Annotated in this window: 17 protein-coding genes; 5 read left to right on the top strand and 12 right to left on the bottom strand. The window is 67.0% G+C overall.

All coding sequences use genetic code 11. The features are described 5' to 3' along the window. Positions 1–35: 35 nt before the first annotated feature. The 8 genes from AC1DYU_RS19445 to hslV all read right to left on the bottom strand — a co-directional run bounded on the left by AC1DYU_RS19445 (position 36) and on the right by hslV (position 7,289). Positions 36–596: a NifU family protein gene (locus tag AC1DYU_RS19445; RefSeq protein ID WP_158485902.1), complete on the bottom strand. Its 561-nt coding sequence runs from the start codon at positions 594–596 to the stop codon at positions 36–38. 187 nt (positions 597–783) lie between these two features. Then, complete coding sequence (locus AC1DYU_RS19440; RefSeq protein ID WP_158485901.1) at positions 784–1,278, bottom strand: universal stress protein; 495 nt, start codon at positions 1,276–1,278, stop codon at positions 784–786. A 76-nt stretch (positions 1,279–1,354) separates the two neighbouring features. Further along, the gene (gene trpS / locus AC1DYU_RS19435) at positions 1,355–2,404 is read right to left on the bottom strand and encodes a tryptophan--tRNA ligase (RefSeq protein ID WP_476793054.1); all 1,050 of its coding nucleotides are present in this window, start codon (positions 2,402–2,404) and stop codon (positions 1,355–1,357) included. Between the two features lie 47 nt (positions 2,405–2,451). Then, entirely contained in the window at positions 2,452–4,023 is a 1,572-nt protein-coding gene (murJ, locus tag AC1DYU_RS19430; RefSeq protein ID WP_476793053.1) for a murein biosynthesis integral membrane protein MurJ, read from the bottom strand. 19 nt (positions 4,024–4,042) lie between these two features. Next, complete coding sequence (locus AC1DYU_RS19425) at positions 4,043–4,231, bottom strand: hypothetical protein (RefSeq protein ID WP_476793052.1); 189 nt, start codon at positions 4,229–4,231, stop codon at positions 4,043–4,045. A 52-nt stretch (positions 4,232–4,283) separates the two neighbouring features. Beyond that, complete coding sequence (hslU, locus tag AC1DYU_RS19420) at positions 4,284–5,594, bottom strand: ATP-dependent protease ATPase subunit HslU (protein WP_476793051.1); 1,311 nt, start codon at positions 5,592–5,594, stop codon at positions 4,284–4,286. A 40-nt stretch (positions 5,595–5,634) separates the two neighbouring features. Continuing rightward, entirely contained in the window at positions 5,635–6,723 is a 1,089-nt protein-coding gene (locus AC1DYU_RS19415; protein ID WP_476793050.1) for a hypothetical protein, read from the bottom strand. After that, complete coding sequence (gene hslV, locus AC1DYU_RS19410; protein WP_476793049.1) at positions 6,720–7,289, bottom strand: ATP-dependent protease subunit HslV; 570 nt, start codon at positions 7,287–7,289, stop codon at positions 6,720–6,722. The genes AC1DYU_RS19415 and hslV overlap by 4 nt, the downstream gene beginning before the upstream one ends. A 41-nt stretch (positions 7,290–7,330) precedes the next feature. Between hslV and AC1DYU_RS19405 the strand changes: the two genes are divergently transcribed. Continuing rightward, positions 7,331–7,777, top strand: coding sequence for a hypothetical protein (locus AC1DYU_RS19405; protein WP_476793048.1), 447 nt, complete (start codon positions 7,331–7,333; stop codon positions 7,775–7,777). Positions 7,778–7,779: 2 nt separating this feature from the next. On the opposite strand, the gene hemA is transcribed toward AC1DYU_RS19405, so the two are convergent. The 3 genes from hemA to AC1DYU_RS19390 form a co-directional block, all read right to left on the bottom strand. Further along, complete coding sequence (gene hemA, locus AC1DYU_RS19400; protein WP_476793047.1) at positions 7,780–8,991, bottom strand: 5-aminolevulinate synthase; 1,212 nt, start codon at positions 8,989–8,991, stop codon at positions 7,780–7,782. An 88-nt stretch (positions 8,992–9,079) separates the two neighbouring features. Beyond that, complete coding sequence (locus AC1DYU_RS19395; protein ID WP_476793046.1) at positions 9,080–10,339, bottom strand: allantoate amidohydrolase; 1,260 nt, start codon at positions 10,337–10,339, stop codon at positions 9,080–9,082. 104 nt (positions 10,340–10,443) lie between these two features. Then, complete coding sequence (locus tag AC1DYU_RS19390) at positions 10,444–11,190, bottom strand: SDR family oxidoreductase (protein ID WP_158485892.1); 747 nt, start codon at positions 11,188–11,190, stop codon at positions 10,444–10,446. Between the two features lie 463 nt (positions 11,191–11,653). On the opposite strand from AC1DYU_RS19390, the gene AC1DYU_RS19385 reads away from it, so the two are divergent. Beyond that, entirely contained in the window at positions 11,654–12,457 is an 804-nt protein-coding gene (locus AC1DYU_RS19385; protein WP_476793045.1) for a WecB/TagA/CpsF family glycosyltransferase, read from the top strand. Positions 12,458–12,469: 12 nt separating this feature from the next. Here AC1DYU_RS19385 and AC1DYU_RS19380 read toward each other — a convergent pair whose 3' ends face one another. After that, positions 12,470–13,588, bottom strand: coding sequence for an AbrB family transcriptional regulator (locus tag AC1DYU_RS19380; RefSeq protein ID WP_476793044.1), 1,119 nt, complete (start codon positions 13,586–13,588; stop codon positions 12,470–12,472). Between the two features lie 475 nt (positions 13,589–14,063). Here AC1DYU_RS19380 and AC1DYU_RS19375 point away from each other — a divergent pair, with 475 nt between their 5' ends. The 3 genes from AC1DYU_RS19375 (at position 14,064) to AC1DYU_RS19365 (ending at position 17,258) form a co-directional block, all read left to right on the top strand. Then, entirely contained in the window at positions 14,064–14,978 is a 915-nt protein-coding gene (locus AC1DYU_RS19375) for a DMT family transporter (RefSeq protein ID WP_476793043.1), read from the top strand. Between the two features lie 107 nt (positions 14,979–15,085). Continuing rightward, positions 15,086–16,129, top strand: a complete 1,044-nt coding sequence (locus tag AC1DYU_RS19370; RefSeq protein ID WP_476793042.1) for a GMP reductase — start codon at positions 15,086–15,088, stop codon at positions 16,127–16,129. 97 nt (positions 16,130–16,226) lie between these two features. Further along, positions 16,227–17,258, top strand: a complete 1,032-nt coding sequence (locus AC1DYU_RS19365; protein ID WP_476793041.1) for an amino acid ABC transporter substrate-binding protein — start codon at positions 16,227–16,229, stop codon at positions 17,256–17,258. The last annotated feature ends 37 nt before the right edge of the window (positions 17,259–17,295 follow it).

The raw sequence follows: 17,295 nt of genomic DNA, 5'->3' as shown, positions 1-17,295 counted from the left end.
CGGACAAGATCATGGCCGGTCTGATCTGGACAAGCTCAAACCGCCTCGACCTCGCGCACATCCGGCAGGAAGTGGCGCAGCAGGTTCTGGATACCGTGCTTCAGGGTTGCGGTCGACGACGGGCAGCCGGCGCAGGAGCCCTTCATCGCGAGATAGACCGTGCCGTCCTTGAAGCCGCGGAAGGTGATGTCGCCGCCATCGCCCGCGACCGCCGGGCGGATGCGGGTCTCCAGCAGGTCCTTGATGGTCTCGACCGTCTGCGCGTCCTCGGGGGCGAAGAACTCGCCCTCCTCGATGACGTCGGCGCGCGAGCCGTCCGACAGCACCGGCGCGCCCGACATGAAATGCTCCATGATCGCGCCGAGAATCGCCGGCTTGAGATGCGGCCATTCGCCGGCCGACTTGGTCACTGTGATGAAATCCGACCCGAGGAAGACGCCGGAGACGCCGTTGACGCCGAACAGGCGCTGCGCCAGCGGCGAACGCTCGGCCTGGTCGGCATCGCGCAGTTCGAGCGTTCCGTCCGGCATCACGGCGCGGCCGGGCAGGAATTTCAGCGTCGCGGGGTTGGGTGTGGCTTCGGTCTGGATGAACATGATGAAATCTCCGGTCCCGGACGGTTCAAGGCCGCCGTTCCTGTCTCCGATATAAGCGCCCGCGTGGAATCATTCCAGCGCTCTTCCGTCATGGTCGGGCTCGTCCCGACCATCCACGTCTTCGCTCGCCGAGCGCTGTGACCAAGACGTGGACGCTCGCCACAAGGCCGAGCATGACGGCTGAACCTCACGCCAGCGCGTCGATTTCCTCGTCTTCCAGATGGCCGGGCACGATCGCGACCGGAATCGGGAAGCTCGCCGCCGATTTGCCTGCCAGCGCGCTGACCAGCGGGCCCGGGCCCTCGCGCCCGGCGCCCGCGGCGAGCACGAGTAGCGAGATGTCCTCATCCGCTTCGATCAGCTTGACGACTTCGTCGGCCTTGTCGCCGGTGCGCACGACCTTTTCGGGCTCGATGCCGGCAAGCGCGCGCACGGCTGCGGCTGCGGCGTCGATCAGCTTCTCGGCCTCGGCTTCGGCTTCGGCCTGCATGACCTCGCCGACGCCGAGCCAGGTTTCATGCTCGGGCGGCGTCACCACGCCGAGCAGCACGATCGCGGCGCCGATGCGCGCGCAGCGCCGCGCGGCGAAGCGCACGGCCTTGGCGCATTCGGCGCTGTCGTCCACCACCGCGAGGAATTTCGGGCGATGGCCCGTTTCATAGGACCGCCGTCGCTTCACCATGTCGCCTGCCCTGCCGCCGCTTCAGGAGCGCGCATGGTGACCTGCGCCGCAACGTCAGCGCAAGTCACCGGTGATATCAGCCGCGCCGGACGAAGCCGACGATGTCCTTGACGTCGCGCATGATCGGCGCCGCAATCGCCTCGGCACGTTCGGCGCCCTCGCCCAGGATGGCGTCGATATGGCCGGTATCGGCAAGCAGGCGGCGCATCTCGCCGGCGATCGGGCTGAGCTTCGTCACCGCGAGATCGACCAGTGCCGTCTTGAAGCCGGAGAACTGCCCGCCGCCGAACTGGCTGAGAACCTGCGCCTTGGTCTGGTCGTTCAGGCCGGCATAGATGCCGACGAGGTTTTCGGCCTCGGGCCGGCCCTCCAGGCCCTTTTCCTCGGAGGGCAGGGCATCGGGGTCGGTCTTGGCCTTGCGGATCTTCTGGGCGATGGTCTCGGCATCGTCGGTCAGATTGATGCGCGAATTGTCGGAAGCGTCCGATTTCGACATCTTCTTGGTGCCGTCCCGCAGGCTCATCACACGCGGCGCCGGCCCCTGGATCATCGGCTCGGGCTGCGGGAAGAAGCCGAGATCGCCGGTACCGAGGCCGCGTTCCGCGATCTGCACGCCGAAATCGTTGTTGAACTTCTGCGCGATGTCCCGGGCGAGCTCCAGATGCTGCTTCTGGTCCTCGCCGACGGGCACATGCGTCGCCTTGTAGAGCAGGATGTCGGCCGCCATCAGCGCCGGATAGGCGTAAAGCCCGATCGAGGCGTTTTCCTTGTCCTTGCCGGCCTTTTCCTTGAACTGGGTCATGCGGTTGAGCCAGCCCAGCCGCGCCACGCAGTTGAACACCCAGGCGAGTTCCGCATGCTGCGAAACCTGGCTCTGGTTGAAGATGATGCTCTTCTTGGTGTCGATACCGGCCGCGACATAGGCCGCCGTGACCTCGCGGATTGCGCGGGTCAGCTCGACGGGATCCTGCCAGACGGTGATCGCGTGCATGTCGACGACGCAATAGATGCACTCATGCGTCTTCTGCATCGCGACCCAGTTGGTCAGCGCGCCCAGATAATTGCCGAGATGCAGCGTCGCGGTCGGCTGCATGCCGGAGAAGACGCGCTGGTGAAAGGTCGCCATCGGGCGCTCCGTCGTCACGAACGGGAAAGGGAAGCGGCGCTTCTGGCTCAACCCCGCCGCTTGCGCAAGGGGTGCGGGAGCGCGCGGGGAAGCCGCAACCCGCCGAACGCTCCCAGGAGCCAGCCGGCGCAGCCATAGGCGGCGATTCCGCTGCCGCAAAGCAGGCCCAGCGCCAGCACGCGATGAACCGTCGGTGCCTCCGGCGCCAGCAGGACCGCAAGCCGCGGCTCCAGCCAGGCGAGCAGGCCCAGCATCACGGCACACGCCATCACGGCGCCTGCGACCGGCCGGAGTGCCGTGACGCCCGGTCGCCACAGCCCTTCGCGCGCGAGCGCGATCCCGAGCAAGATCGCCTGCACCGCGAAGGCGAGGCTGGCCGCCACGGCAGCCATACGGGCCGCATTGCCGTCGCGCGCCAGCATGAAGCCACCGACCGCCGCGACCGTGATCGCAAGGCAGCCGCTGACGAGCGGCAGGCGCGGCCTCTGCCGGGCGAAATAGACCTGCCCGAACACCTTGGCGATCACGGCGAAGGGCAGCCCGGCCGCGAACGCAGCAAGCGCGGCGGCGGTCCGTGCGCTGTCCTCCACGCCGAAGCGGCCATGCTCGAACAGCACCGAGACGATCGGGCCGGCCAGCACCGCGAGCGCGGTTGCCGCCGGCAAGGCGAGCGCTAGGCCGAGCGCCAGCGCCTTTCCAAGCATTGCGTCGCGATCGGTGTGCTGCGCTGCCGCCATGTCGGACAGCACGACGGTGCCCATCGCCACCCCGACGAAGCCGAGCGGAAGCTGGAAGACGCGGTCGGCATAATACAGCGCGGCGACCGCGCCGGTTTCTGTCGAGGCGATCTGCGTCGCCACCAGCAGGACGAGTTGCGCGCTCGACGCCGCCAGCAGCGTCGCGGCGCCTGTGCGGACCAGGCGCGTCATCTCCGTCGACCAGCGCAGGCTTGGCCTCGGCAGACCGAGATGGCGCAGCGCGATCAGGACGAGCGCGAGATGGGCCAGGCCGGTCGCGCTGACCGCTAGCGCCTGCCATTGCGCGGCCAGTGCCGGCTCGGTGCCCTGAAGCAATTGCATGATCAGGATGGCGATCAGGATCGCATTCATCAGCGCGGGTGCCAGTGCGGCAACCGCGAAGCGCCGCTCGGCATTGAGCAGGGCTGCCAGCATCGCGGCAACCGTGGTCAGCAGCAGGAACGGCAGCATCAGCCGGGTGAAGTGGGTTGCCAGCGCCAGCGTCTCGGGCTCGTCCGCGAAACCGCCGGCGATTCCGAGTACGATCCAGGGCGCAAAAACTTCGCCGAGCCCGGCCATTACCAGCAGCAGCAGGGCGAGATGCCCGACCGTCTCTCCGGTGAAGCGCCGCGCGGCCGCGTTACCCGCCTCCTGCTTGATGGTGAGATAGAGCGGCACGAAGGGCGCGTTCAGCCCGCCCTCGCCGAGGACGCGCCGCACCAGGTTCGGCAGGCGCAAAGCAGCGAGGAAGGCATCCGCTACCGGCCCGGCGCCGAGCAGCCTTGCGATCAGCACGTCGCGCCCAAAGCCGAGCAGCCGCGACAGGATCGTCGCGACGCCGACGACGAGGGAATCGCGGGCGAGGCGGGAATTTTTCGGCACCGGTTCCGTCAAAACCGGTTCAAGCCTTATTTCGCGCGATCACTTCCGCAGCCGTCATTGGCTGGTAGGACGAGTCCGGAGCGACAAAGGCCTGAGCGAGTTCTGCTTTCAGCCGCTCGAAAGCGTCGCTCTCGACGCGCTGCTTGCCGCCGCCGTCGGGGTCGGACGGCTTATAAGGCTGGCTCATTCTTGCGTCACTGCCGCTCACGGCGTCGCCTCCTCCTTCGCAGAATGATCCAACTCTACATGACGAAGGGGTGTCACAGAATAAACCGGCTCAAATCCGCATTCTTCGCGAGATCGCCAATGCGCGACTGCACGTAAGCGCCGTCGATCGTCACGGTCTCGCCCGAGCGATCCGGCGCCGTGAACGAGATATCGTCGAGGATGCGCTCGATCACGGTCTGGAGCCGGCGCGCGCCGATATTCTCGACCGTGGAGTTCACGTCGACCGCGATGCGCGCGATCGCGTCGATCGCGTCGGGCGTGAAGTCGACCGTGACCTCTTCCGTCGCCATCAGCGCCACGGTCTGCTTGATCAGGCTCGCCTCGGTCTCGGTCAGGATGCGCTTGAAGTCCTCGACATCGAGCGGCTGCAGTTCGACGCGGATCGGCAGGCGGCCTTGCAGCTCCGGCAGCAGGTCGGAGGGCCGCGAGACGTGGAAGGCGCCCGACGCGATGAACAGGATGTGGTCGCTCTTCACGGCGCCATGCTTGGTGGCGACCGTCGTGCCCTCGATCAGTGGCAGCAGATCGCGCTGCACGCCCTCACGCGAGACGTCGGCGCCGCCCTTGCCCTCACGCGCGCAGATCTTGTCGATTTCGTCGAGGAAGACGATGCCGTTGTTCTCGACCTCGCGGATCGCCGCCTGCACGATCGCTTCCTGGTCGATCAGCTTGTCGCTTTCTTCCGTCAGCAGCGGGCCGTAGGCGTCCTTGACCAGGACGCGCCGGGGCTTGCCCTTCTGGCCAAACGCCTTGCCGAACATGTCGGAGAGGTTGATCGCGCCGATCGAGGCGCCGGGCATGCCGGGAAGCTCGAACATCGGCGCGGAGGATTGACTGCCGGCGGCGATCTCGACCTCGATCTCCTTGTCGTCGAGTTCGTTGGCCCGGAGCTTCCGCCGGAAGGAGTCGCGGGTGGCCTGGCTTGAATTGGCGCCGACCAACGCGTCGAGCACGCGTTCCTCGGCCGCGACATGGGCCTTGGCCTGGACATCCTTGCGGCGGCTCTCGCGCACCAGCGCAATTGCGATCTCGACGAGGTCGCGCACGATCGATTCGACGTCGCGGCCGACATAGCCGACCTCGGTGAATTTCGTCGCCTCGACCTTGAGGAAGGGCGCGTTGGCCAGCTTGGCGAGCCTTCGCGCGATCTCCGTCTTGCCGCAGCCGGTCGGTCCGATCATCAGGATGTTCTTAGGGCTGACCTCCTCGCGCAGCGGCCCCTCCAGTTGCTGCCGGCGCCAGCGGTTGCGCAGGGCGATGGCGACCGCGCGCTTGGCGTCGTTCTGGCCGACGATGAAACGGTCGAGTTCGGAGACGATCTCGCGGGGGGAGAAACTGGTCACTGCATGGACTCTCTATGGGCGTTCATCGTCGATGTTGGGGTCATGCAGGCGTCGCCTCGACCGGCGGCAACCTGTCGCGCCAGCGCCCAAGCGGCAGAACTGGCAGCAGGGCACGCCGCAAGCCGCGCCAGCCGGCCGAAAGCGCCAGCACCAGCGCGGCGAGCCCGAGCAGGGCCAGCGGCAGGCTCAGATCGGTCGAAACGCTCTGTGAGATCAGATAGGCGACCGCGATGCCGGCATAGCTCAGCGCCGAGACGAGCAGCGCACGCCGGTCGATGACGAGCGCGATGATGCCGAGCGCTGCGAAGATACCGAGAATGATCAGGGATTTGGCGGTGCCGAAATCGCCGGTCGAACCGATCATTCCGCGGAAGACCGGATGCACGATCAGCCCGGCCGAGAGCAGATGCAGCCAGAAGGCGGCGTCGGAGCGGCGGGTCAGGCGGTGTGGATCGCGCATGTCGAGGCGCAGCGCCAGCGCGAAGACGGACAGGCCGCAGCCGAACAGGATCAGGTTGAGATAGTCCTGTGCCAGAGCAGGAGCCACTGCCGAGATCAGCGCCAACAGTACGCCGATGCCGCCGCTTGCCACCAGAGCCATGTCGATCGGCACGCGAAAGCGCCAGTGATGCAGCAGCGCGGCGCCCGAGAAAGCAACGGCCGCAAGAACCCAGCCGCCATAGAGGAACGAGGGCAGCCCCCGGTCGGCCGTCAGTTGCGCAACGAGGAGCGCCGCCGCCGCGCTGAACATCGCGGCGAGCAGGATCGAGGGCAGCGCAAGCCGCATGCGCCGCGCGAAGACCTCGCTGAGGCCCCAGGCTGCGAGCAGCGCCACGGCTGAGAACGCATCGCCGAAGCCCACCACACGCGATAACCCGAGAAGGGCGCCCGCGAGCAGGCCAACGCCGATCGCGACGAAGACGTCGTTGAAGCCGCCGATTAGCCGGAAACGCTCGTCGTCGGGATCGACGGCGAGGCGGTCATCGGCCGTGACGCTTTCGCCAAGACGAGGAGCGGACGAGGCCCGCGCCTCCTGCCGCAGCCGCGCCAGATGCGCGATCCGCACCGCCTGGGCCTGGTCAATGATGCCCTCAGTGACCGCGGCCTCGAGATCCTCCTGCGCGATCATGGCGTCTCCAGCGTCTCGATGACGAGGCTGTGGTTGGTGTACACGCAGATGTCGCCTGCGATCTTCATCGCCTTGCGCACGATCGCCTCGGCATCATCATCGATATCGATCAGCGCACGCGCCGCCGAGAGCGCGTAATTGCCGCCGGAGCCGATCGCCATGACCGAGCCGTGCTCGCTCGATTCCGGCTCCAGCACGTCGCCGGTGCCGGAGATCAGCAGCGAGACCTCCTTGTCGGCGACGAGGAGCATCGCTTCCAGCCGGCGCAGATAGCGGTCGGTGCGCCAGTCCTTGGCGAGCTCGACGCAGGCGCGCAGGAGCTGGGTCGGATACTGCTCCAGCTTGGTCTCCAGCCGCTCGAACAGGGTGAAGGCGTCGGCGGTCGCACCGGCGAAGCCCGCGATCACCGCGCCCTTGGCGAGGCGGCGGACCTTCCTGGCGTTGCCCTTCATGATGGTCTGACCGAGCGAGACCTGGCCGTCGCCGCCGATCACGACCCGCCCGCTCTTGCGCACCATCAGGATGGTGGTCGCGTGCATGAGTGGGGCGTTGCTAGTCTCTGGCATTGCGATTGCGCCTCGGCCTTCCGTGAACAGGAGCCGCCAACATGTTCAGGCTGAAGCCCGGTATCAAGAGCGACCCGGTGAAACGCTGGAATCTGCCGGAGCGCGTTTTCTTTGCCTGTGGCGCCTGCCACGTCCTCGCCCATGCTTTTCTAGAGGCTTATCCGGAGCGGGATTTTCGCGCTGTCTGGATCCGGCCCGCCGAAGGCTTCACGGGAAACCATGTCTTCGTCACCGATGGCAAGACGGCCTTCGATTTCCACGGCTATCGTTGCGAGCAGGCGTTGGTCGCTCATCATTGGGCCAAGGCACGGCGCTGGTGGCCGGGCTGGGACGGGACGCTGGTGCCGCTGCCTCAGGACGTGCTGATCTCGGAGGCCAAGTCGAAGACCTATGACGGCCTCTGGCTGCGCGAACCGGGCCAGTTTCTTCATGATGCGATGCCAAGGGCAAAGGCATTTCTGGCGCGATTAGGTTCGCCGCCGGACTGAACTCAGGCCGCGCGCTTCAGCCCGACCCGACCCCAGATCGAACCGAGCGCATCGACCAGATGTGCGATATCGGCGTCGGAATGCAGCGGCGAGGGTGTGATACGCAACCGCTCGGTGCCGCGCGGCACGGTCGGGTAGTTGATCGGCTGGACATAGATGTCGAAGCGGTCGAGCAGTTCGTCGCTGACTGCTTTGCACAGCACAGGGTCCCCGACCATCACCGGCACGATATGGCTGGGATTGGCCAGATGCGGGATGCCGGCGGCATCGAGGCGACGGCGCAGCTCGGCTACCCGGTCCTGATGGCGCTCGCGCTCGACGCTGCTCGTTTTGAGATGGCGGATCGCCGCCAGCGCGCCGGCCGCGACCGGCGGCGGCAGCGAGCTGGAGAAGATGAAGCCCGACGCGAAGCTGCGCACGAAGTCGCAGAGCGCCGCCGAGCCTGCGATATAGCCGCCCATCACGCCGAAGGCTTTGGCCAGCGTGCCCTCGATCACGGTCAGGCGCGAGGTCAGCCCGTCGCGCTCGCTGACGCCGCCGCCGCGCGGGCCATAGAGCCCGACCGCATGGACCTCGTCGATATAGGTCATCGCGCCGAATTCGTCGGCGATGTCGCAGAAGGTCTCGATCGGCGCGATGTCGCCATCCATCGAATAGACGGATTCAAACGCGATCAGCTTCGGCCGGGCGGGATCGAGCGCAGCCAGCTTGCGTCTGAGATCATGGGGGTCGTTATGGGCGAAGATGTGCCGCTCGGCCCGCGAATGCCGGATGCCCTCGATCATCGAGGCGTGGTTGAGCGCATCGGTCAGCACGACGCAGCCGGGCATGCGCGCGGCGAGCGTCGAAAGCGAGGCCCAGTTCGACATGTAGCCGGAGTTGAACAGCAGCGCGGCTTCCTTGCCGTGCAGATCGGCGAGCTCCCGCTCCAGCAGCACGTGATAATGGTTTGTGCCGCCGATATTGCGCGTTCCGCCCGCACCGGCGCCGCATGAATCCAGTGCCTCATGCATCGCCGCCAGCACGGCAGGATGCTGGCCCATGCCGAGATAGTCGTTCGAGCACCAGACGGTGATCTCGCGCGGGCCGCGCTCGCCATGATGGGTCGCGCGCGGAAACTGGCCCGCCTTGCGTTCGAGATCGGCGAAGACGCGATAGCGCCCCTCGCGGCGCACGCCGTCGAGCTCCTCGCGGAAGAATGTCTCGTGGTCCATCGCCAGCCTCCTGCGGCGCGCGCTTTCTAAGCTTACGGCCAGACAGCGGAAATGGCACGCGGTGTCGCGGCCTCTGCCTTGATCCCGATCAAACCTCGCGCCGCGCCAGTTCGAGAATTGCCTCGAGCAGGACCCTGATCGCGATTCCGGCATCGGCTTCGGTCATGTTTTCGAGAGGCGAATGGCTGATGCCCTTCTCGTTGCGCACGAAGAGCATCCCCGTCGGGCAGCGCGCGGCCATCGCCATCGCGTCATGGCCGGCACCCGATGGCAGGCGGCGCGCGCTGAGATTGGCTCCGGCGCGGGCGACACCCAGGCTGAGCGCATCCTGCAGGCCCGGATCCATCGGCACCGCCGCCGCCTTTGCATAGGTGGTTATCGTCAGGTCGACGCCGCGCCGCGCTGCGATCTCGCCGAAGCGGGCGTGGATCGCCGCGTCCATGGCAGCCAGCGTCTCGTTCGAGGGGCAGCGGAAATCGACGGTGAATTCGACCGCGCCCGGGACGACATTGGTCGCGCCGGGATTGACCTGGAACACGCCGACCGTGCCGACCGCCTGGTGATGCCCGGCTGCGATCGCCTCCAGCGCCAGCGCCATCTCGGCACTGGCGGTGAGCGCGTCCCTGCGCAGGGCCATCGGCACCGTGCCGGCATGGCCGGCCTCGCCGGCGACGCGGATGCGGGCCCGGCTCTGGGCGTTGATCGCGGTGACGATGCCGACCGGCTCGTTCTCGACCTCGAGCACCGGCCCCTGCTCGATATGCACTTCGAGATAGGCCTTGATCGAGCCGGGCTTGCGCGCGAGCGCGGCGATGCCGGAAGGGTCGCCGCCAAAGGCGACGAGCGCGTCGGCAAGCCGCGTCCCCTCGGCGTCGCGCGACTCCAGCCAGGGCGTTTCATAGGTGCCGGCGAGCGCGGCCGAGGTCGACAGATGCGTCGGAAACCGGACATTCTCCTCGTCCCCGAAGGCGACCACCTCCAGCGCGAAGGGCAGGACGATGCCGGCGTCGCGCAGGGCCTGCGCCGCCAGGATGCCGGCGACGACGCCGAGATTGCCGTCGAAGCGGCCGCCATCCTTCACCGTGTCGATATGGGAGCCGATCATCACGCTGGGGCCGCCCGGCACAGGGCCGTCCCGACGCCCCTGCACCGAGCCTGCGGCGTCGATGAAGGCGCTCAGCCCTGCCACCTCCATTGCGCCCTTGGTCCATTCCGCCGCCTGCCGATGGGCCGGCGAGAGATAGAGCCTGGTCAGCTTCCCCGGTTCGTCCGTGAACCGGCTGAGGCCCTGGAGCGCAGCGAAGGCGCGCGCGCCGAGCACGGCGGCGGACGGAATTGATGGGATCATGGGCCGACTTTAGAGCTTCTCGCGCAGTGATTGAAAGATGGACCGCAGGCGCCAGGCAGGAGGCCGGCACTGTGGGTATCGAGCCCGGCGCCCGCGTGGGCGGGTTAATAGGTCGCCCGGCCGCCCGAAAGGTCGAACACGCCGCCGGTGGTGAAGCTGTTCTCGGCCGAGGCGAGGAAGGCGACCATCGAGGCGACCTCGTCGGGCAGGAGGAAACGCCCGCGCGGGATCTTGGCCAGCATGTAGCCGATATGCTCCTCGCTCATCTGGTCGAAGATGCGGGTGCGGGCGGCGGCCGGCGTGATGCAGTTGACCGCGATGTCCTGCGTCGCCAACTCCTTGCCGAGCGATTTGGTCAGGGCGATCACGGCGGCCTTCGAGGCCGAATAGGCCGAGGCATTGGGGTTGCCCTCCTTGCCCGCGATCGAGGCGACCAGCACGAGGCGCCCGTAATTGCGCTTGATCATGCCGGGGATTACCGCCTGGCAACAATGCAGCGTGCCATCGACGTTGAGCCGCATCACGCGGGCCCATTCGTCGAGCGGGTATTCCCAGGTCTTGAGATTGGCGCCGGCGATGCCGGCGCTGGTGACGAGAACGTCGACGCTGCCCTGTTTCGCCTCTAGCGCGTCGGCCGCCGCGGTCACCGCCTTGGCGTCGGTGACGTCGATGCCAAGGCCGGTCGCGCCCGAACCGATCTCGGCCGCGGCCTTGCCGGCGAGTTCGCCGTCGAGGTCCCAGATCGCGACGGTCGCTCCGCTGGCAGCGAAGCGTTCCGCCACGGCACGGCCGATGCCCTGCGCGCCCCCGGTGACGATGGCGGTTCTTCCCTGAAGATCGATCTGGTTCATTGTCGGCCCCTGACTCATTGGAGCGGCACCCTAGAGGGTGGCAGGCGGAGTGGACAAGGTTTCGGCTTTGCATGTGCGGCCCGCCTCCGGCGCGCCTTGGCGACGCCTGTCGCCTTTCACCTTCGTTAAGACTTCGGTTGCCCGCTACAGAGCGCGTTAACGATTTTGGCGAGCTGTCGCGTCTCTGGCCGCGTCAAAATCCGTGCCGAAACGGCACGATCGTCGCCCTGGCGTCCCGTTCTCCGACAGGAGCCGGCCGGCTGCGCCGATCGTCGCGACAGATGCGCTCCGTAACGAAACACCCTGTGTTTTCAGAGCTCTCGGCGATTAACCCGATCTCGCGCATTCCCTGAAGAACCCGTTCACCGTTCGCTCGGGTTCAGCTTGACCCTGCCGGCCGTTGGGTCATGACGTGATGGCCAATTCCACTGATCACGCAACCCAGTCTGGATCGATCGACACCGTGCCTGCCAGCCTTACGATAGCCATCGCGAGACAGGGTGCTGCCCGGACCCCGGCCGGCTTCGAGGTGCGCGATGTCGGCGGGGTCGGCATCGCGGTGCTGACGCAGGCGGCGGCGCTGGCCGAACTCTCGGACGCGATGGCCACGGGCCGGCACGTCAAGCTGGCCTTCTGCAACGCCAATCTCGTCAATGTGGCCGCGCATGATGCCGCGCTGCGGCGCAGCCTCTCCAGCTTCCTGGTGCTTGCGGACGGCATCGGCGTCGATATCGGCGGCTGGCTGCTGCATGGCGCGCCCTTCCCGGCCAATCTCAACGGCACCGACTTCATCCCGGCCCTGTTTGCGACGGAAGCCCGGTCCCTGCGTGTCGGGCTGGTCGGTGGCCGTCCCGGCGTCGCCGATCGTGCCGCCGAGCGGTTGACGAGGCAGTTCCCGCGTCATGCCTTCAGCGTCGTCAGCCACGGCTATTTCAGCCCGTCGGAGGAGGCGGGACTGCTGTCGGGACTGAAGGCTGCACCGCCGGACCTGCTGCTCGTCGCCTTCGGCAATCCGGTCCAGGAGAATTGGATCGCCGAGAAGCTCGGTCCGCAGCACTGTGCGGTTGCCGCCGGTGTGGGCGCGCTGTTCGACTTCTTTGCCGGCGAGGTCCCGCGTGCGCCCGAAGCGATCCGCCGGACCCGACTCGAATGGGTCTATAGGCTCTGGCGCGAGCCGCGCCGGCTCTGGCGCCGATATATCCTCGGCAATCCGGCCTTCCTGACGCGGCTGCTGTGGCAGCGAGCTTTCGGCCGATCGCGGGGCTGAGCGAGCCGGGGCTCACTCGTCCCGTTTGGTATCGACCGGCTCGCGACGGCCGATGAGTGCTCCGAAGAGCGGTCCAGCCGCGATCATCACCAGGAAGACCCGGATGATGTGGTGCGCTGCCACGAACGCGACCTCGGTATGCAGGGCCAGCGCGATCAGGCTCATCTCGGCGAGGCCTCCGGGCGAATAGGCCAGGATCAGCGGCACATGGCCGTGCACCGAGATGGCGGCCACCAGCCAGGCGAAGCCGAGCGTCAGCGAGACCAGGATCACCGTCGAGCCCACGGACAGCGCGAGAATGCGCAGGATCAGGCGCGGCGCCGTGCCGACGAAGCGGCAGCCGATGGTGATGCCGAGGATGAGCTGGGCCGCGTTGACGATCTCGAAGGGTGGCGCCGAATCGCTCAGGCCGGAGACATGAACCAGCGCGCTGACCAGCATCGGCCCGAGCAGGAACTTGGCCGGCAGCCGCAGCATATGTCCGGCGACGACGCCGAGCAGCCCGCAGGCGAGCAGGATCAGTTCAGCCGAGAGTGGCGTCTGCATGATAGACGGCCCGGCGACGCGACTGCCGCTGACCGAAACGCCGCCGATCCACTGCACGATGAAGGGCAGTGTCATCACCACCAGCAGGATGCGGGCCGAGTGGATCAGCGCGATGATCCGCGCATCGCCGCCCTTTTCCTCGCCGAGCGTGACCATCTCGAGCAATCCGCCCGGCATTCCCGCGAAGAAGGCCGTCACCGGATCGAAACCGGCGAATTTCCGGAAATAGCCGACGCAGGCGAAGCCGCAGGCGCACATGAACAGCACGAGGCCGAGGATCGTCGGCAGCCAGTTCGGGAGCTGCGTCACGACCTCGGGCTTGAACGAGGCGCCAAGCATGACGCCGATGACCATGGTCATCGGCGGGCGGATGACCGGGGGTGCCGCGACCGGCCAGCGCAGCAGCGCAGCCACCGTGCAGAACACCATCGAGCCCAGCATCCAGGGCAGCGGCAGCCTTGCCTGGACGAAGAGCCAGCCGCCCAGCCCGCCGAGCAGCAGCGCCAGCACGAAGCGGCGATAGGGGAAACGTGCCGGGGCCAACGCCCGCACACCTTCGCCGAAATCGGAAAAAAGCTGCTTCATCCGCGCCTGCCGGCGCCCCAACGGCGGCCAACCCAAAATGCAGCGCAGGCGGGACATGCTGCTTCGGCGGGTGGAGGAGGAGAGATCGTCATGCCGTGGATTCGAGGCTCCGGGGGCGCCGCGTTCTCCTAGACGCCATGCGCGGCTCCGCAAAGTCCCGCTGAGGCATGCCGCGCCTGCCTTGCCAGCGCATCGCCGCAACCCCGCTATGTCCGGCCGCCTCTGGCAAAGGCGGCGCGTTTCCTCGATCACTTCCAGTCAGGGATGAAACGGGCCAGGCGTCGGAGACGTCGGCGAATGGTCGAGGTCGATGAGCGAAGAGCGGCAGACCGGGCGGCAGCGCCGTCCGGCGGACGACGACGGCGCCGCGGAGACGGAAGCAGTTCCGCGCAGCGCGGAAGCCACGGGCGAAGTCGAGACCTTCAGCCTGCCCAGGTCTCCAGTCGCTATGCCGGCTCCGGAATCCGCGAGCCGTATGATTCAAGCACGTCAGCGCCTGCGGGCCTGGTGGACGACCGCGAGCCCCAATCTGCGCGGCTCGGTCTACATGTTCTCGGCAATGCTGGTCTATGCGGTGATGGTCGGCGCTATCAAGCTTGTCGGCGGCGTCGTGCCGCTGGTCCAGATCCTGCTGATCCGCCAGATCATCATGAGCCTGATCATCCTGGCCTTCTCTGCCGGCAGCCTGCGCCTGATGATGGCGACGACGCGGCCGGGCCTCCAGGTCTTCCGCGGAGCGCTGACCCTGATCGCGATGCTCTGCGGCTTCACGGCGGTGATCCAGATCCCGCTCGCCCAGGCGACCGCCATCGGCTTCAGCCAGGTACTCTTCGTCACCATCGCCGCAGTGGTCATCCTCAAGGAGGTCGTCGATGCCAGGCGCTGGGCTGCGACGATCATCGGCTTCGTCGGCGTCCTTATCATGCTCCGGCCCAGCAGCGAGGGGCTCGATGTCTACGCGCTCATGGCGGTGGCGGGTGCGTTCTTCAGTGCCGGCATCACCGTCAGCGTGCGGATGCTGGCGACAAGCGAGCGCACGGACACGATCCTGATTTGGCAGGGCATCGTGCTGATCGTGGCGCTGGCCCTGCCGGCCGGGCTCTGGTGGGTGCCGCCCGATGCCGCGCAATGGTTCTGGCTGATCGTGCTCAGCCTATTCGGAACGGCCGGCCAATGGCTGATCACCCGCGCCTATCAGGTCGGAGAGGCGGCCGCCCTGGCGCCGCTCGATTTCAGCCGCCTGATCCTGGCGAGCTTCACCGGCTTCATCTTCTTCGCCGAGATTCCGGCGCTCACGACCTGGATCGGCGCAGGCGTCGTCATCGCGGCGACGCTCTACACCATCCGAAAGAATGCCAGGCCCTTCCCGCGCGAGCCGGCTTCGGTCTGAGCAACCGGCGAGGGCGGATTGCCGGACGCAACCGCCTGCGGTTATGAATCGGCGCACGCGATCTCGTCCGCGCGTGCCTCACAAGCCAGCTGCGGAAGCCCTAGCTCATGCGCATCGAGAACGATCCCAAGCTCGATTTCCGCGACGTGCTGATCCGTCCCAAGCGCTCGACGCTGGGCAGCCGCGCCGAGGTCGACGTCCACCGCACCTTGCGCTTCGCCCATACCGGAACGGACTGGACCGGCTTTCCGCTGATTGCCGCAAACATGGATGTCGTCGGCACCATGGCGATGGCGCGTGCCCTGCTCCGTCACGGCGCCATGGTGGCGCTGCACAAGCATTACGGTGCGGACGAACTTGCTGCCTTCTTCCGCGAGCCGGAGTCCGCCAACGCCTTCTATTCGCTCGGCACGACGCAAGCCGACCACGACAAGCTCGCCTCCGTCCATGCCCGCACGCCGATCAGCAAAATCTGCCTCGACGTCGCCAATGGCTACACCGAGAAGTTCGTCGACACGGTCAAGGCGACGCGGGAGGCCTTCCCGGATGCCGCAATCATGGCCGGTAATGTCGTCACCGGCGACATGACCGAGGCGCTGATCCTGGCCGGGGCCGACATCGTCAAGGTCGGCATCGGCCCGGGCTCGGTCTGCACGACGCGCAAGATGACCGGCGTCGGCTATCCGCAGCTCTCGGCGATCATCGAATGCGCCGATGCCGCGCATGGGCTGAAAGGCCTGGTTTGCGGCGATGGCGGCGTCACCGTGCCGGGTGATCTCGCCAAGGGCTATGGCGCCGGCGCCGATTTCATGATGCTCGGCGGCATGCTGGCCGGACATGACGAATGCGAGGGCGACATCCGCTACGAGGAGCGCGGGGGCGAAAAGGTCCCCGTCGCGATGACCTTCTACGGCATGTCCTCGGACACGGCGATGAAGCGCTATTCCGGCGGCGTCGCCAAATACCGCGCCGCCGAGGGCAAGACCGTCGAGGTGCCCTATCGCGGCCCGGTCGAAGGCACCTTGCAGGAATTGATGGGCGGGGTGCGCTCGGCGATGACCTATATCGGCGCCGTCAGGCTGAAGGAGATGCCCAAGCGCACCACCTTCATCATGGTCGGAAGCCAGCTCAACACCGTCTTCGGAAGCTGAAAAGCCTGACCGTCCCCCGCTACCGCTCCCGGCCCGTCTGTTGCATAGTCGCGCCCTCAATGCAGAAAGCCGCCGACGGCTTCGGGGAGACGATACCATGACGATCAGACTTCTGGCGGTGACCGCCATCCTGGCCGCGAGCGCTTCGCTCGCAAGCGCCCAGCAACTGGCCCCGAGCCCGACGCTCGATGCGGTCAAGGCGCGCGGCAACATCGAATGCGGCGTGCATCTCGGCCTGCCCGGCTTCTCCTTCGCCGACGACAAGGGCGAATGGACCGGCCTCGACGTCGATTACTGCAAGGCGCTGGCCGCCGCCGTGCTCGGCGATGCCAAGAAGGTCAAGTTCACGCCGACCTCGGTGCAGCAGCGCTGGCCGATCCTGCAATCGGGTCAGGTCGACCTGCTCGCGCGCAACTCGACCATCACCTTCTCGCGCAACGCCTCGCTCGGCCTGAACTTCCAGGGCATCAACTTCTACGAAGGCCAGACCTTCATCGTCCGCAAGGCGACCAACGCCAAGTCGGCGGCCGATCTCGACGGCGCCTCGGTCTGCGTCGCCGCCGGCTCGACCGAGGAGAAGAACGCCTCCGACTGGTTCCTGGAGCGCAACCTCAAGGTCACCATCACCAACTTCCAGAAGAACGACGACGCCATCGCCGCCTATGACGCCGGCCGTTGCGACGCCTACACCGCCGGCGTCGGCGCGCTCGCCGGCCAGCGCGTCAAGCTCAAGGTCCCCGGCGACCACATCATCCTGACCCAGCCGATCTCCAACGATCCGCAGGGCCCGGTGACGCGCTGGGGCGACGAGCGCTGGCAGTTGATTGTGCGCTGGGTGCTGAACGGCCAGATCGCGGCCGAGATGCTCGGCGTCACCTCCGCCAATGTCGACCAGATGAAGGCGAGCTCGAAGAACTCGGAAGTCCGCCGCCTGCTCGGCGCCGAAGGCAATTTCGGTGCGATGATGGGTCTCTCGAACGACTGGATGTACAACGTCATCAAGCAGGTCGGAAACTACGGCGAGAGCTTCGAGCGCACCGTCGGCATGGGTTCGACGCTGAAGCTGGAGCGCGGCCAGAACCAACTCTGGACCAAGGGCGGCCTGCTCTTCACGCCGCCGTTCCAGTGAGAAGACGGGTCAACGCCTGACCCTTCCCATGGAAACG

It is taken from the genome of Allobosea sp. P2_B12 (assembly GCF_056404835.1).
Note: the sequence above shows the minus strand (reverse complement) of the source record. Positions and strands in the feature narration are given on the sequence as shown.

Excerpts from the sequence above, each read along its gene's own strand:
- AC1DYU_RS19445 (WP_158485902.1), bottom strand. The coding sequence starts at position 596 with ATGTTCATCCAGACCGAAGCCACACCCAACCCCGCGACGCTGAAATTC.
- AC1DYU_RS19440 (WP_158485901.1), bottom strand. The coding sequence starts at position 1,278 with ATGGTGAAGCGACGGCGGTCCTATGAAACGGGCCATCGCCCGAAATTC.
- trpS (WP_476793054.1), bottom strand. The coding sequence starts at position 2,404 with ATGGCGACCTTTCACCAGCGCGTCTTCTCCGGCATGCAGCCGACCGCG.
- AC1DYU_RS19415 (WP_476793050.1), bottom strand. The coding sequence starts at position 6,723 with ATGATCGCGCAGGAGGATCTCGAGGCCGCGGTCACTGAGGGCATCATT.
- hslV (WP_476793049.1), bottom strand. The coding sequence starts at position 7,289 with ATGCCAGAGACTAGCAACGCCCCACTCATGCACGCGACCACCATCCTG.
- AC1DYU_RS19405 (WP_476793048.1), top strand. The coding sequence starts at position 7,331 with ATGTTCAGGCTGAAGCCCGGTATCAAGAGCGACCCGGTGAAACGCTGG.
- hemA (WP_476793047.1), bottom strand. The coding sequence starts at position 8,991 with ATGGACCACGAGACATTCTTCCGCGAGGAGCTCGACGGCGTGCGCCGC.
- AC1DYU_RS19395 (WP_476793046.1), bottom strand. The coding sequence starts at position 10,339 with ATGATCCCATCAATTCCGTCCGCCGCCGTGCTCGGCGCGCGCGCCTTC.
- AC1DYU_RS19390 (WP_158485892.1), bottom strand. The coding sequence starts at position 11,190 with ATGAACCAGATCGATCTTCAGGGAAGAACCGCCATCGTCACCGGGGGC.
- AC1DYU_RS19380 (WP_476793044.1), bottom strand. The coding sequence starts at position 13,588 with ATGAAGCAGCTTTTTTCCGATTTCGGCGAAGGTGTGCGGGCGTTGGCC.
- AC1DYU_RS19375 (WP_476793043.1), top strand. The coding sequence starts at position 14,064 with ATGATTCAAGCACGTCAGCGCCTGCGGGCCTGGTGGACGACCGCGAGC.
- AC1DYU_RS19370 (WP_476793042.1), top strand. The coding sequence starts at position 15,086 with ATGCGCATCGAGAACGATCCCAAGCTCGATTTCCGCGACGTGCTGATC.
- AC1DYU_RS19365 (WP_476793041.1), top strand. The coding sequence starts at position 16,227 with ATGACGATCAGACTTCTGGCGGTGACCGCCATCCTGGCCGCGAGCGCT.